Genomic DNA, 14,159 nt, shown 5'->3' with positions numbered 1-14,159 from the left:
CCCCGGTTTGTGCCAGAAGTCTTTACTAATTGGCGAATGTGACGCGATTGCAAATGCACCGCCACGCGGGCATGATGAATTGAACCTTACTCACAGGGAGAGTTGCTATGGCAGGATATCGCTACACACTCGGCCAACTCACGTATCGGTTTAAGGATTTAGCCGAAGTGATGGCAAAAGCCTCACCGCTGCGCTCCGGCGACCAACTGGCTGGTGTGGCCGCGGCCACGGCGGAGGAACGGGTGGTAGCCCAAATGGTCCTGGCCGAACTTCCCCTTAGCACCTTTTTAAACGAAACAGTTATTCCCTACGAGCAAGATGAAGTCACGCGACTGATCATTGATACCCATGACAGCGAAGCGTTCGCTCCGGTGGCCAGTTTAACTGTGGGTGAGTTACGCAACTGGTTACTGCTTGAATCTACCGATGCTACTGTGCTGCAGGATGTGTGTCTGGGCCTGACCCCTGAGATGGTAGCCGCGGTGAGCAAAATTATGCGCAATCAGGATCTGATCCTGGTGGCCAGAAAATGTGAGGTGATCACCGCCTTTCGCAATACCATTGGTGTGCCGGGGCATTTTTCTACCCGCTTGCAACCGAATCACCCCACCGATGACTTAAACGGTATCGCGGCATCAATCTTTGATGGCCTGATGTACGGCAGTGGCGATGCGGTGATTGGCATTAACCCGGCAACCGACAATGTGGCGCAGACCATAAAACTACTCAGCATGCTCGATGAGCTCATCCATCAGTACGATATTCCTACCCAGTCCTGCGTGTTAACCCATGTGACCAACACCATTGAAGCCATCGAGCGCGGCGCGCCGGTAGATTTAGTGTTTCAGTCTATCGGCGGCACCGAAGTGACTAACAGTAGTTTTGGCGTATCGCTGGCTATTCTGCAAGAAGCTCGCGAGGCTGCGTTATCGCTTAAGCGTGGCACGGTAGGCGACAATGTCATGTATTTTGAAACCGGCCAGGGCAGCGCGTTATCGGCCAATGGCCATCACGGCGTGGACCAGCAAACCTGCGAGGCCCGGGCTTATGGCCTGGCCAGAGTTCTCGACCCGCTGCTTATCAATACCGTGGTGGGCTTTATCGGGCCGGAATATCTGTTTGATGGTAAACAGATTATCCGGGCGGGTTTAGAGGATCATTTTTGTGGCAAGCTGTTAGGGTTACCCATGGGCTGCGATATCTGCTACACCAACCATGCCCAGGCCGACCAGAATGATATGGATAACCTGCTCACCTTACTCGCCAGCGCCCATTGCCAGTTTATTATGGGTATCCCGGGCTCCGACGATATTATGCTGAACTACCAGACCACGTCGTTTCATGACGCGCTGTATATTCGCCAGCTATTCGGCGCTCGTCCGGCGCCGGAATTTGATGCCTGGCTGAAACAGCAGAAGATCTTCACCGACTGCGGTAATCAGCTATTGGCCGATAAACTACCGGGCCGGTTCGCCTCGGCGCTACCACATAATGGAGGTAAGCCATGAGTAACCAGGAGCAACACCTGCACACCGATACCTGGCAACAGTTGCGCGAGCTAACCGCAGCACGGATCGGACTTGGCCGGGCCGGTACCAGCCTCCCCACCAGTGAATTACTTAAATTTCAATTGGCCCATGCTCAGGCCATTGATGCAGTGCACAGCCCGTTAAACGGCGAGCTGCTGCGCGAGCAAATGAAAGCGCTACGCTATCATCAACAACCGTTAACAATAAGTAGCGTTAGCAGTGAAGCGGAAGATCGCCTGGTCTACTTACAGCGACCTGATCTGGGCCGAAAATTGAGTGAAGCAAGTACTTACTCATTGCAAGAGCTTAGTAAAAATGAGTCATTCGATCTGGCTATTGTGATTGCTGATGGGCTCTCCGCCACTGCGATAATGCAGCAAGGTGTACCGTTTTTAACGGCTTTACTGGCGCAGCTGGAAACCAGCCAGCCTGCGTGGACCCTGTCACCACTAACCATAGTGGAACAGGGAAGAGTGGCTATTGGTGACGACATTGCCGTAGCGCTCAATGCGCAAATGGTGGTGGTGCTAATAGGTGAGCGGCCTGGCTTAAGTTCGCCGGACAGCCTGGGGATTTATCTTACCTGGCAGCCGAAACGAGGCTGTGATGATGCCAAACGCAATTGCATTTCAAACGTGCGGCCAGAGGGGTTGGCCCCGGAAAAAGCCGCCACGCGTTGCCTGTATTTAATGGAAAACGCCCGGGCTAAACAGCTGACGGGCGTTGGCCTGAAAGACCGCTCCGAAGACAATGTACTCACCGATGAGTCTGAGCAAGGTGTCTTTTTACTGCGCGGTACCTGATTGCGCCGGTAGTGAAGGGGTTTGCACCTGAGATTTGCTGTTTCCGCGGTATTTACGGGCCAGTAAAACCACGGCGAAATTGCCAATAACACCGGGCAGGATCCAAAAAGCATACTGCCAGGCACCAATATCACTAAACAACGTGCGGCCACCGAAGGCAAAAAAGGCCGTGTATGCACCAATGCCGGTGCCGATATAGCCAGAAAGGTGTTCCACCAACCAGGCTTTAGGCTCGACCTCTTTAGCAAAAATAAAACGCAACTGACCCCAGGCAATCATCAGGCCCAGCGGCGCAAAGACCATCATTAATACCTGCTCGTGCCTAATCCCAAGGTAACCTGAACCAATGCTGGTAAACACCAGTAAAACAGCCGGCGCAACTCGCGCCGGAGTACGCAGTGAGTCTCGGCTATGCTTAGCTTCAAGCGCCCATTGCCCCCCCATTAAAGAGGTGTACATCACCAGGCCTAAGTGCACTAAGAAGGCACCAAAACGCTGAAAATACGGGATAGCCTTGGGGTTATCCAACAACTCCGGATGAACCACCGTAGGCACAACAATCCAGAACAGCGCGAGTATGACCCCGCTTATCACCGAGGTCAGCATAGTGCGGCGAAAGTACACGCCAAACCGGCGATGGTTAAAGCCGCCCTTGCGGCCAAAAATGGGGATCCAGAATAACAGCAGGCCTAAACCCCCGGTAAATATATGTAAGTACAGTAAGCCTTGTTGAATAGAGTGCATAACGAAATCTCCTTAACCTTGTGTTAAGCAGACTACCGTTACAGCCTGGTTGGCCGTAGTGGCAAAAGTCACAATCGAAAAGATGACTTTTGGCCTATTCCAATTGTCCGGCGATTCGCCAATACTGGCAGTTATGAAAAAATACTTCCCTAAAATTGACTCCGAACTACTGGTGGCAATTATCACCATTGCCGTAGTGGCAGTAGCGAATGCCTGGCTGATGAGTGGTTCCAGTCGCCTCGGGCCGGTGAACCTGTTTGCTACGCTGGCGATATTTGTGCTGTTTGCGCTGACATTCCTGTTTGTCACCCGCGATGAGCCCTACCGCCACGATACTTCAGTCAGAGTTATTCTGCTGGCTCTTGAGTATCTGTTGGTACTGGCGTCATTTATGGCCAGCCCGTTTGAGTTCAATGCCATTTTACTGGTTATCTGGTCCGGGCAATTACCGTACGTTATGCCTTACCGGCGTACGCTGTGGTTATCGCCTTTATGGTCGGCAATACCCTGGCTGGTGTTTGCAAAGGTGTGGGAGCAATCCAATGGACTGTGGTTAACTGCCGCCCTGTTCTGGACCTTTAATTTATTCTCGCTAATGATGATGGAAAGCCGCAAGCAGGCAGAAGTGGCACGGGAGCAGGCCGAGCAGGCAAACCGCGAACTCAGGGCGTTACAGGATCTGATGCAGCAGGCCAGTCGTAAGGATGAGCGCACTCGCATCGCCCGTGACATCCATGATCTGGTAGGTCATCATCTTACTGCGCTGTCGTTACATTTACAGGTAGCCGCACGTACCGTTGCCCCCGAGCAGCGACCGCCCATTGATCAGTGCTTAAGCATTGCCAGACTGTTATTGTCTGATGTACGAGAGGCCGTGTCGGACATGCGCGAATATGGTTCGCTGGATTTGCTGCAGGCGTTAAATGAACTGATTGCACCCTTGCAGGATAAGATATCGGTGACCATTCATTGTGACGGTGATTTAACGGAACTAAGCCTGTTGCAGGCCACTACGATACTGCGATGTGTGCAGGAAAGCCTGACCAACAGCATCCGCCATGGGAAAGCCAGTGAGTTGCACATTGAGATAAGCCGCAAGGTAAATCAATTGGTTACCGAAATTACCGATAACGGTACTGCCGGTGAATATCAGCCAGGCAATGGCTTAACCGGTATTAAAGAGCGTGTTGCCGAGCTCAATGGTAGCGCAGAGTTCAACGCCAGCCCCCAGGGTTTTCATACCCGGTTGATGATACCGGAGCCAGGATGATTCGAGTATTGGTGGTAGACGATCAGCAGCTATTGCGGCAAGGGCTGTGCAGCCTGCTGGCATTATCCGACAAAGTGGAAGTGGCAGGGCAGGCCAACGATGGTTTAGAGGCCCGCGATTGGCTGCAAGCCAACGCCGGCAAGGTGGACGTGATGCTGCTTGATATCCGCATGCCACGGATGACCGGTATAGAACTCCTCAATAGTTTAAAGCAGGATGGCGCACTGCTACCCACTATCATGCTCACCACTTTTGACGACCACGAGAGTTTGATGGGGGCGCTGAGCGCCGGTGCCAAAGGGTATCTGCTAAAAGACGTGTCACTGGAAACCCTGGTCGACGGTATTGAGGCGGTGCATAACGGCGAGTCGCTTATCCAGCCGGCCATTACCAATACCCTGATCAACAGTCTGCAGGGCTTAAATACTGCGTCCGACGGCCCGGCACCGGTTGAACCGCTGTCGGCTAAGGAAAAGGAAATCCTGCGTTTAATGGCATCCGGGTGCAGCAATAAAGAAATCGCCGGGGCGCTGTTTAAATCACAAGGCACGGTAAAAAATCAGGTGTCGACGATACTGGCCAAACTGGATGCCCGCGACCGCACCCGTGCGGTACTGCGTGCTGTTGAGCTGGGTATTATTGGCTAGGGCGTGTTGACTGCTACAAAAGTGCACAGCAAAGATTAACACGCCTTAGGCTCAGAGCGCTTTTTTGGTGGGAAACACCACGTTGGCAAAAATGAGGCCGGCGACCAGCGACATGAAAATTAAAAACACGTCCTGGCCGATATGATCGGCATTCACAAAATCCTGCCCGGATACAAAAGAGTTCAGCCCGATATAGGTTTTAGAGCCCGGTACCAGCACAATCAGGCCGTGCATAGCCACAATGGTGGCAGGTTGATTTGCAATGCGGGTAAAGGCATTGGCGAAGATTCCCAGGGTAAATGCCCCCATAAAGCTACCGATATTTTGTGGCAAGAAATCAGAGCTTAGCGCCGTGGCGCTGTAGCCAATTAACGCTGCGGCCAGCGCCCAGGGAATATGCTTGGCCCGGGTGCGGAATATGGCCACCAGGCCAAAGCCCAGCAATACCACGGCCAGCCAGGTTGACCAGTAGGGCAGGGATTCGGCCGGTGCATAGGTATTTTCGCCAAATAAACTAAAACCGGTCGCCACCCCTAAAAAGGCTCCAAAATACAGTTTAAACAGCTGCATCATGGCGTCCATAATTCGCGCTGTGCCCGATACCATATTGCGCGAGGAGAGCTCGGCAAGCCCCATGGTTAGCGCCAGGCCCGGCACAAAAATAATCACCGATGACAGGATAATAATGGGAATATTAATACCCGGATCAAAAAAGCGGCTCGCTACACAGGCCAGAAAGGCCACCACATAGGCAATTACCGGTTCGAGCATAAGGGCCACGCGCTTGGAGCGTTCCGACCACAGCACCCAGAAATACACCACAAAACCAAACAGGCCTGACCAAAAAATCTCCGACCAGCTGGCACCCATCAGCATGCCAAAAGCGCCGGTGGATAAACCAAAAGAACAGCCGGTTATGAGTTTACCGTAGGGGCTGGGCATGGCATCAATTTCGGTTAACCGCTTGTCAGCCTCCTCAAGCGTTACCTGACCGGACAACAGCAAGTTAGCCAGCTCATCGGTAAGTGACAACGAATTCAAATCCAGCTCACCGGGCTCAAGCCTGGCATTATGGCTGTATTCCTCTTCGTGACGATCACTCCAGATAACCACTGATAAAGACGTCGGCGTAGAGATAAAGGAGGCATGTACACCCAGATAACGTGCCACTTCGGTTAAATAGGCTTCGAGGCGGAAAGCCGGTGTGCCGTATTTGTGCAGCATTTTACCCAGCTTAAGAATAAACCGGCGTATCTGAATAAACTCTCTGGTGTCCAATGGCTGTCTCTTTATCCGGTCTTTTTATTTGTGGCGCGCGGGTGTTAGCCGCAATGTAGTTAATAATAGCAGCATAAGCTGTTGGTTTCTAAGTAATACTCATATACTTAAAACGGATTGTTCAGTTTGGGTTAAGCAAGGCGTGCTAGGCTATTCAGTGGCAACTGATAAACAAGGAATTATTGGGCTGGCAGGTTGTCGAACCGGCAACGTTAATGTTTTTAAAAAGGTATATTATGAAGCGATATTGGCTATTAGCGACAGCAGTACTGATGTTAGCCGGGTGTGCAACACCGCGTTTAACTAACAGCGAGATGGTAACGCTGGTGGAGCAGTTTGTGGCGGATGAATCCCTTGAGCGCGACCATACTGTCAGCGCCTTCAGGCTCGACAGCTACGCCGAACTCAGTGATGAATATCTGATCCTTCGCAGTTCTCCCATGCGTCACTACCTGGTGAAACTGGTGCCTCGCTGCAATGAAATTGCCTTTGCCCCGGGTATTTTGCTGCACCGCCGTTTTGGCAACTCTCTCAGTGAAGGTACTGACTTTATCTACACGCCTGACTCATTGCCGTTTAGATGCTATATCAACAAAATCTATCCGCTCACCAGAGAGCAGCACGACAAGCTTCGCACGCAAATTAAAGCGGAAGTTAAAGAACTTGAGCTGAAAGAACAGCAGCTTGAAGGTGAAGACGCGGATCAGACATAGGGAATCCGATACTTCTGACCCGACATGGAAAATCGTCCCGCTGCTTAACTAACCGGATAATAATCCAGTTTCAGATCGCTGTTGCCCCAGCTTCGGCGGGGTAGAGTGCACCTTTGCTTCACCAACCCGTTAGTCTTATCTTCGTTCACACTGACTTCTAAATACGAATAAGGTATTTCATAGCGTCACGTATAAGACCATCGGCTACTGTGCTTAGCTTAAACAAAAGTCTAGAGGCTGTTGATCTTTGAACATTATTTGTTCAGCAGTACATTGGTAGCCACATCATCATGAATGCCAATGCGACTGTACTGCTATAGTTTCGAGCTAGCTTGTCGTATCTTGTTGATATTGCCCGGTACCTTTTTATCCTCAAAAACGCGTTTTCAACAAGATGCCTATATCGATACAGGCACCAGTCCATATCGTCATTACCTAATTTGTTATTTCGTTTGCGTGGAATATTGGCATCTGCTCCACTTTCTTCTACGTAAGCTCTAAAAGCTTCACTGTCATAGCCTTTATCAGCACAAACAATATCGGCTTGTGGGGAGTTTATTATCAGACTTTGTGCATGTACGATGTCGTTCACTTGACCACCGGATAGTTCAAAATAAACGGGCAGGCCACCGCTATCTACCGCAAGGTGAATTTTCGTTGAGTTACCACCTCGACTTTTTCCGATGGCCTCATCTTGTTTACCCGCTGCACCGCTACTATCCTGATGCGCTTTAACTATACTACCATCAAGAAACAACCATTCTGGGTCACCCTCGGAGGCTAAGCTTTCAAATAACTTTTGCAATATGCCTTTCTTCGACCATAAATTAAATCGTCGGTAGACCGTATTCCAGAGACCAAATTCAGATGGCAAATCCCGCCACTGAATGCCGGTACGCATTCGGTAAAGTATGCCCTCCAGGGTATTTCGGTGCTCATATTTGTTATAGACTCTGCCACTCTCCTTTAGCAGTACTTTTAGGATTTCCCACGCATCATCTGTTAACATCGTTCTTGGCATAGCAACATTACGGTTAATTATTTTTGGCGAAACAATTATACCTCGTTGCTATGCCGGCTGCTTTTCATACAAAGATCAACAACCTCTAGTATGGAAGAATAAATTAAACACTTGTTTGAATGCGATAAGGATAACCATGAACCCTACACCTCATAACCCCTATGCGTTAGGACTCGATCAAACCCCAGCCAACTTTGCGGCGTTGAGCCCATTGTCTTTTATTAAGCGCACTGCTGCGGTTTACCCCAACCATCTGGCGGTGATTCACCAGCAAACCCGCCGCACCTGGGCCGAAACCTATGAGCGCACGCAGCAGCTTGCCAGCGCCCTGACAAAACGGGGAATAGGCAAGGGCGATACCGTCGCCTTTATCTCGCCAAACTTACCAGAGCTGTTTGAGGCGCACTTTGGTGTGCCGATGACCGGGGCTGTGCTCAATGCGGTCAATATTCGTCTGGATGCTGAAGCCATCGCATTTATCCTGCAACATGGCGAAGCCAAAGTGGTAGTGGTTGACCGGGAGTTTTCTGAAGTGGTCGGTAAGGCGTTGAAAATGCTAAATAAAACCCCGTTGGTGATTGATATCGACGACCCTTATTACGAAGGTGGCGAATTGATTGGCGAGATGGATTATGAAGCGTTTATCGCTACCGGCGATGCGGCGGCATATGAGTGGTCTTTGCCAGAAGACGAATGGGATGCCATTACGCTCAATTATACTTCTGGTACCACCGGCGATCCCAAAGGCGTGGTGTATCACCATCGCGGTGCTTACCTGAATGCAGTGAGTAATATTGTGTCGTGGAATATGGCGCCCCATCCGCGCTATTTATGGACGCTGCCAATGTTCCACTGCAATGGTTGGTGCTTCCCCTGGACCATTGCTGCTAATGCCGGTGTGAGCGTGTGCTTGCGCCACGTTCGCCCCGATGCCATTTATCAGGCTATTAGGGAAGACGGGGTTAATTACTTTTGCGGCGCACCTATTGTACTGAATATGCTTAACAACGCACCGGATGAGTTGAAAGCGGGCATTGAGCATAAGGTGAGCGTAATGACGGCGGGCGCGGCGCCACCGGCGGCGGTGATTCAGGGAATGGAGGAAATGGGCTTTGCGGTGACCCATGTTTATGGCTTAACAGAAACCTATGGCCCTTGTGTAGTGTGTGCCTGGCATGATGAATGGGATGCTCTGCCCATAGAAGATAAGGCCCGTAAAAAGTCGCGTCAGGGCGTTAAAGTACCCATGCAGGAAGACATCATGGTGGCTAACCCCAATACCCTGGAACCGGTGCCCCAGGATGGTAAGACTGTAGGTGAAATCTTTATGCGCGGGAATGTGGTGATGAAAGGATATTTAAAAAATCCGTCAACCACGGATAATTCTTTCGAAGGTGGCTGGTTCCATTCCGGTGATTTGGCCGTCTGGCACGAAGACGGGTATGTGGAAATTAAAGATCGTTCTAAGGACATCATCATCTCTGGTGGCGAAAACATCTCCAGTATTGAGGTGGAAGACGTACTGTATCGCCATCCGGCCATCATTGAAGCTGCTGTCGTGGCGCAGCCAGATGAAAAGTGGGGAGAAGTGCCTGCTGCGTTCATTAAACTTAAAGATGGTATGGAGGTGAGTGCAGAAGAAGTCATTGAATTCTGCCGCAATAATATGGCACGTTTTAAAGTGCCTAAGAAGATTGTGTTTGGCGAATTACCTAAAACGTCTACCGGAAAGATACAGAAGTTTGTGTTGCGCAATCAGGTTAAAGAAAGCTGATTCGGGCTACCGGTGCGGCATTTGCCGCGCCGGATAGGCTCATAAATACGCTTCGCCGGCGGCTACGGTAAAGGCCATTTCAACTAGCCAGTCGGGATCGGCAAGTTCAACTTTTACGCACGCCCGGCTGGGTGCTGTGCCCTCGTCAAACCAGGTGTCCCATACCGCATTTAATCGGTCAACCAGGCTAAAGTCGGTAATATAAATGGTCACGCTTAAAATACGCGATTTATCGCTGTCGATTAACCCCAGAGAGGCCTCTGCCTGTTCAAAAATAGCGCTGACCTGACCTTCAATTTCCAGTACTTCGTTGGTTTCAGGCACTTCAACAAAGTTGGCAATGCCGTTAAAAACGGTGATGTCTGACCAACGCTGAGTGGGGTTTATACGGTGTATTTTCATGGTGGTTTCTCTGGTTTAAGGATAATACTGATCTTCGGATTCGCGCAGGGTTTCTTCGGTCACCTGTAGCACTTCCTGTTTCTGACTGGTGAGTCGGGTGTGTTTCCAACTGCCCCGGGCCAGCCAGCAAATACTCACAATACCAATCAGGATATTGGTGGCGGCAAAGGCCCACCAAATGCCGGTTTTACCCAAGGCCGTGTGCTTCGATAAAATAAACGCAATAGGGAACAGGAACATCCACTGCGACAAGAGCGACAGCACCATGGCATTGATCATGTTGCCGGAAGCCCTGAAAGCACCGGTAATGCATACCTGCACGGCCATACCGCCCCAGGTGAGCGCCATTACCTGAACAAACTCCGCGCCGGTGGCAATCACATTGGGTTGCTCAGGAACGAAAAAGGCGATGATTTGCGGGGCTGTAAAGAAGCATAATGTGCCAACCAGGGTTAGCGCAACAAAGCCCCAGGTTGCCCCGGTAAAAGCGGCCTGAGAAGCGCGCTCAATTTGCCCTGCGCCGAGGTTTTGCCCCACCAGCGTGGAAATAGCCATGCCCAGGCCGAGAGCCGGAATGGTGACAAACATCAAAATGTTATTACCGACACCATAGGAAGCAATCGTGACGGTACCGAAACTGGCCACAAGGAACGACATGATAATTTGTCCAAGCGCCCGTGCAGAGAGATCGACCGAGCCGGGAATGCCAAGGAAGAAGGCGCGGCGAATGTAGCTGTAATCGGGGATGAAATAGCGCAACCGAACATGAATGCCATGGCGCCCTTTGAGTAAAATACCTATGCCGATTACAGCGGCCAGCGCCTGGGTAACCAGGGTCGCCAGGGCCGCGCCGGTAACGCCTAATCCGGGAAAATTGCCATAACCGAAAATAAACAACGGGTCGAGCACCAGATTAAGCAGCACGGTACCAAGCACAATCAGTAGCGGAATACGCACTTCGCCAATGCCCCGCATCAGCGCCTGAAACATATTAAAGGTAAACACAAAGATCACCCCGATGAACGACACATGCATAAAGCTCAGGGCGTTGCTATATACCTCAGGCTCTACTTTCAGCAGCGTGAGAAAATGCGGCGACAGCCAATAACCATAGGTACCAAGCAGTGTAGAGACCACCATCACCATCAATAACGTTTGTGCAGACACCTTGTCGACTTCGTCTTTGCGTCCGGCCCCCATGTACTGGGCAGCCAGTGTGGCGCCTGCCATAGCTAGTCCGGCACCAATGGCGATCACCAAAAAAGTTACCGGCATACTAATGGAGACTGCGGCAACTTCGGCCGGCCCCAGCCGACCCACCCAAAATGCATCGGTAAGTTGATAAGCTGATTGCAATAACTGACTGATCACAATAGGGATAGCGAGAGATAACAGCGCTTTATGAATAGGGCCGGTGAGCAGTTGAGATGAATGGGCCATGTAAGCTCCGCGAAGAAAGACGCGCTATGGTACCCCGCCGCCGGGTAAAAAACACGGCAGCCAAACCTGCGGATTTGGCATTTTATATATTCAAACAGCTTAGCGGCGGCGCCGCTTGCCGGCCTTTCCTTTGTTGCCGGACTGGCCAAGAGCGTTTGCACGCAAAGACTTTTTCGACGGTTTGCGGCGGGGGTTACCAGCGCTTTCCTGCGCAGCCGGGTTAGGCTCGAAGCCTTCCACCCACTGCGGGATAAAATGCTCGCCGGTGAGTTTCTCAACGTCTTCAAGCAGGTACTTTTCCTTATGGGAAACCAGCGATACTGCGAGCCCGGCTAAACCCGCCCGGCCAGTGCGGCCAATGCGGTGAATATAGTCCTCGGCGTTGTAGGGAAGCTCATAGTTGATGACATACTGTAACTGCTGAATATCGAGGCCCCGGGCGGCCACATCGGTGGCAACCAGTGCGCGTACCTGGCCGGTTTTAAAAGCCTCCAGCGCTCGCTCGCGGGCGCCTTGCGCTTTGTCACCATGAACGGCTGAGGCAGTGATGCCGTCTTTGCCGAGTTCCTTGGCCAGGGCATCCACCGCTTGCTTGGTGCGGGTAAAAATAAGTACCTGTTGCCAGTTGTTAGCGCCAATAAGATAAGCTACCAGCGCCGCTTTTTTGTGACTGTCCACTTCGTAGATGCGTTGTTCAACTTTCGCGGCGGCGGTGTTCCTTTCAGTTACTTCAATGAGCGCCGGGTCGATTAACAGGGTGTTTTTGAGGGCAAATACGTCATCGTTAAAGGTGGCACTAAAAAACAGCGTCTGATGCGCTTCTGGCAAGTGCCTGAGGATACGCTTAATATCAATAATAAAGCCCATATCCAGCATGCGGTCTGCTTCATCGAGTACCAGGGTTTGCAAAGTGCCCAGGTCAATAAGTCCTTTTGTTGCCAGTTCCAGTAAACGTCCGGGCGTGGCTACCAGTACATCGCAGCCCTTATTTAATGCGTCAATCTGCGGGTTAATGCTTGCTCCCCCGTAGGCCACAACAGAGCGCAATCCGGTACCCTGACTGTAGGCAACAAAGCTCTGATGCACCTGCTGAGCAAGCTCGCGGGTTGGGGTAAGCACTAATACGTGAATGGCTTTTGAGGTGCCTTCGTCAGCCAGATATCGTTGAATTAACGGTAATGCAAATGCAGCAGTTTTGCCGGTTCCGGTTTGGGCCCCGGCCAGCACGTCGCGCCCCGCTAATACCTCGGGAATGGCAGCCTGTTGAATGGGCGTAGGCGCTTGATAGCCAAGCTCGTCAAGGATGGCTAACAATTGGGTTTGCAGCCCCAGGTCGGAAAAACGCATAACTTACATCGCTAATGATTAAAAAAGACGGCGCTATTGTAGCACTTTAACGATTGGCAGCTTAGCTGTAGTTTATAATCAGATAGCTGTTTTTGGTCATGACGCATTGAAAGCGGGCATTAAAGTCCAATTATAAAACAGTCAATTTCTAAGGGATGAGCCGATGACGTTCGCTAAATGCATTTTACTTTTGGTATTCATTTTTCACCTTGGTGGGTTAATCCCGGCATTGGCACCCGCATTTGGGGCGGACGAACCATTACTCTCCGAACAGGAGGTGCAGGGTGCGGTAACTCAACTAATCAGGGTGGTTGAGAAGGATTATATTCGTGAAGACGTTCGCCAGGACACAGTTGAATTGCTAACTAATGCACTGCAGCGCGGTGAACTGAACGGTTCGTTTTCTTTTGGCCGCCTGAAAATCAAACTGGAGTCTATGCTTTACTCAGTAAGTCAGGATTCCAACTTCGAGCTGCACTGGCAGTCCGGGCTAAACGGTACACTAATGGCTATCGATGAGCTGCCCGGCGCACTGCAAATGCAAATGCTGGAAGGTGATATTGGCTACCTGGCTGTTGATGGTGATTTATTTGATGAGCAGTGGCGGGCAGAAATGGATAAAGCCATGGCGTTTTTATCAGACAGTCAGGCCATAGTGATCGATCTCAGAAGTGCCGGCATGAGCTCATTGCCGCTCTCGCAACATTTTCTGAGTCATTTTATGCCGGTGGGGCCGCCGCTATCGATGGTCACTCTTGCGCACCAGCAAAGTACGCCTTTGTTGGCGCAGCTAGTGGCGAGCCCTGTTAGCACTGATAAGCCTGTGTTTATTGTTACGTCGCCTTTTATTGCCGGGTCCTGGGAGTTTGTCGCCTTCACATTGCAGCAAGCCGACCGGGCCACGGTAGTGGGCATGCCAACCATTGGCCTGGGTTATATGACAACTGTTGAGAAACTCAGTGAGCATTTAAGTCTGGTGATGGCTTACGCTGAACTGCAACATCCACAAACCGGCGATAGCTGGAAAAACAGCGGGGTTATGCCAGATGTGCAAAGTGACGCTGACCAAGCAATGTCTGTGGCCCTTGAGCTGGCAAAGGAAGCGTTATACATAAACAGACATTAGCCTGTTTAAAGGAGGCGTAAGCATCACCAGCATTGATACGCTGTCAGCAATCACTTACGCCCCCG

At 51.1% G+C, this 14,159-nt stretch carries 13 protein-coding genes; 7 read left to right on the top strand and 6 right to left on the bottom strand.

Translation table 11 applies throughout. The features are described 5' to 3' along the window. The first annotated feature begins 107 nt into the window (after nt 1–107). Both AC566Q_RS23795 and eutC read left to right on the top strand, forming a co-directional pair. Complete coding sequence (locus AC566Q_RS23795; RefSeq protein WP_499611955.1) at nt 108–1,508, top strand: ethanolamine ammonia-lyase subunit EutB; 1,401 nt, start codon at nt 108–110, stop codon at nt 1,506–1,508. Continuing rightward, entirely contained in the window at nt 1,505–2,332 is an 828-nt protein-coding gene (gene eutC / locus AC566Q_RS23790) for an ethanolamine ammonia-lyase subunit EutC (RefSeq protein ID WP_499611954.1), read from the top strand. Before AC566Q_RS23795 ends, eutC begins: the two co-directional genes overlap by 4 nt. Here eutC and AC566Q_RS23785 read toward each other — a convergent pair. Beyond that, the gene (locus AC566Q_RS23785; RefSeq protein WP_105933281.1) at nt 2,315–3,076 is read right to left on the bottom strand and encodes a hypothetical protein; all 762 of its coding nucleotides are present in this window, start codon (nt 3,074–3,076) and stop codon (nt 2,315–2,317) included. The two genes, eutC and AC566Q_RS23785, sit on opposite strands and share 18 nt — an antisense overlap. A gap of 58 nt (nt 3,077–3,134) precedes the next feature. On the opposite strand from AC566Q_RS23785, the gene AC566Q_RS23780 reads away from it, so the two are divergent. Together AC566Q_RS23780 and AC566Q_RS23775 are read left to right on the top strand one after the other, a co-directional pair. Then, nucleotides 3,135–4,346, top strand: coding sequence for a sensor histidine kinase (locus tag AC566Q_RS23780; protein WP_146129481.1), 1,212 nt, complete (start codon nt 3,135–3,137; stop codon nt 4,344–4,346). Further along, a complete protein-coding gene (locus tag AC566Q_RS23775; protein ID WP_105933279.1) occupies nt 4,343–4,993 on the top strand; it encodes a response regulator in 651 nt (216 codons plus the stop codon). The genes AC566Q_RS23780 and AC566Q_RS23775 overlap by 4 nt, the downstream gene beginning before the upstream one ends. A gap of 51 nt (nt 4,994–5,044) precedes the next feature. Here AC566Q_RS23775 and AC566Q_RS23770 read toward each other — a convergent pair whose 3' ends face one another. After that, nucleotides 5,045–6,271, bottom strand: coding sequence for a threonine/serine exporter family protein (locus tag AC566Q_RS23770; RefSeq protein WP_105933278.1), 1,227 nt, complete (start codon nt 6,269–6,271; stop codon nt 5,045–5,047). 236 nt (nt 6,272–6,507) lie between these two features. On the opposite strand from AC566Q_RS23770, the gene AC566Q_RS23765 reads away from it, so the two are divergent. After that, a complete protein-coding gene (locus AC566Q_RS23765; RefSeq protein ID WP_146129480.1) occupies nt 6,508–6,984 on the top strand; it encodes a DUF6491 family protein in 477 nt (158 codons plus the stop codon). A 262-nt stretch (nt 6,985–7,246) separates the two neighbouring features. Here AC566Q_RS23765 and AC566Q_RS23760 read toward each other — a convergent pair whose 3' ends face one another. Next, nucleotides 7,247–8,005 (bottom strand): IS5 family transposase, encoded by a 759-nt coding sequence (locus AC566Q_RS23760; protein WP_123325976.1) that lies wholly within the window; start codon nt 8,003–8,005, stop codon nt 7,247–7,249. A 136-nt stretch (nt 8,006–8,141) separates the two neighbouring features. On the opposite strand from AC566Q_RS23760, the gene AC566Q_RS23755 reads away from it, so the two are divergent. Then, nucleotides 8,142–9,779, top strand: a complete 1,638-nt coding sequence (locus tag AC566Q_RS23755) for an acyl-CoA synthetase (protein ID WP_105935680.1) — start codon at nt 8,142–8,144, stop codon at nt 9,777–9,779. Between the two features lie 39 nt (nt 9,780–9,818). Here AC566Q_RS23755 and AC566Q_RS23750 read toward each other — a convergent pair whose 3' ends face one another. The 3 genes from AC566Q_RS23750 to AC566Q_RS23740 all read right to left on the bottom strand — a co-directional run bounded on the left by AC566Q_RS23750 (nt 9,819) and on the right by AC566Q_RS23740 (nt 12,968). After that, nucleotides 9,819–10,181, bottom strand: coding sequence for a RidA family protein (locus AC566Q_RS23750; RefSeq protein WP_105935679.1), 363 nt, complete (start codon nt 10,179–10,181; stop codon nt 9,819–9,821). Nucleotides 10,182–10,196: 15 nt separating this feature from the next. Then, nucleotides 10,197–11,621, bottom strand: a complete 1,425-nt coding sequence (locus AC566Q_RS23745) for an MATE family efflux transporter (protein WP_499611950.1) — start codon at nt 11,619–11,621, stop codon at nt 10,197–10,199. 99 nt (nt 11,622–11,720) lie between these two features. After that, on the bottom strand, nt 11,721–12,968 hold the full coding sequence (locus tag AC566Q_RS23740) for a DEAD/DEAH box helicase (RefSeq protein ID WP_499611948.1): 1,248 nt from the start codon (nt 12,966–12,968) through the stop codon (nt 11,721–11,723). Between the two features lie 163 nt (nt 12,969–13,131). Between AC566Q_RS23740 and AC566Q_RS23735 the strand changes: the two genes are divergently transcribed. Then, nucleotides 13,132–14,094: a S41 family peptidase gene (locus tag AC566Q_RS23735; protein WP_499611946.1), complete on the top strand. Its 963-nt coding sequence runs from the start codon at nt 13,132–13,134 to the stop codon at nt 14,092–14,094. Nucleotides 14,095–14,159 lie beyond the last annotated feature (65 nt).

This window comes from Alteromonas sp. H02 (genome assembly GCF_059682525.1).
This window is presented reverse-complemented; position numbering and strand designations above follow the sequence as displayed.

Bases quoted from the DNA above. Each gene is read 5' to 3' on its own strand.
- AC566Q_RS23795 (WP_499611955.1), top strand. From the start codon at position 108: ATGGCAGGATATCGCTACACACTCGGCCAACTCACGTATCGGTTTAAG.
- eutC (WP_499611954.1), top strand. From the start codon at position 1,505: ATGAGTAACCAGGAGCAACACCTGCACACCGATACCTGGCAACAGTTG.
- AC566Q_RS23785 (WP_105933281.1), bottom strand. From the start codon at position 3,076: ATGCACTCTATTCAACAAGGCTTACTGTACTTACATATATTTACCGGG.
- AC566Q_RS23775 (WP_105933279.1), top strand. From the start codon at position 4,343: ATGATTCGAGTATTGGTGGTAGACGATCAGCAGCTATTGCGGCAAGGG.
- AC566Q_RS23765 (WP_146129480.1), top strand. From the start codon at position 6,508: ATGAAGCGATATTGGCTATTAGCGACAGCAGTACTGATGTTAGCCGGG.
- AC566Q_RS23760 (WP_123325976.1), bottom strand. From the start codon at position 8,005: ATGCCAAGAACGATGTTAACAGATGATGCGTGGGAAATCCTAAAAGTA.
- AC566Q_RS23755 (WP_105935680.1), top strand. From the start codon at position 8,142: ATGAACCCTACACCTCATAACCCCTATGCGTTAGGACTCGATCAAACC.
- AC566Q_RS23750 (WP_105935679.1), bottom strand. From the start codon at position 10,181: ATGAAAATACACCGTATAAACCCCACTCAGCGTTGGTCAGACATCACC.
- AC566Q_RS23745 (WP_499611950.1), bottom strand. From the start codon at position 11,621: ATGGCCCATTCATCTCAACTGCTCACCGGCCCTATTCATAAAGCGCTG.
- AC566Q_RS23740 (WP_499611948.1), bottom strand. From the start codon at position 12,968: ATGCGTTTTTCCGACCTGGGGCTGCAAACCCAATTGTTAGCCATCCTT.
- AC566Q_RS23735 (WP_499611946.1), top strand. From the start codon at position 13,132: ATGACGTTCGCTAAATGCATTTTACTTTTGGTATTCATTTTTCACCTT.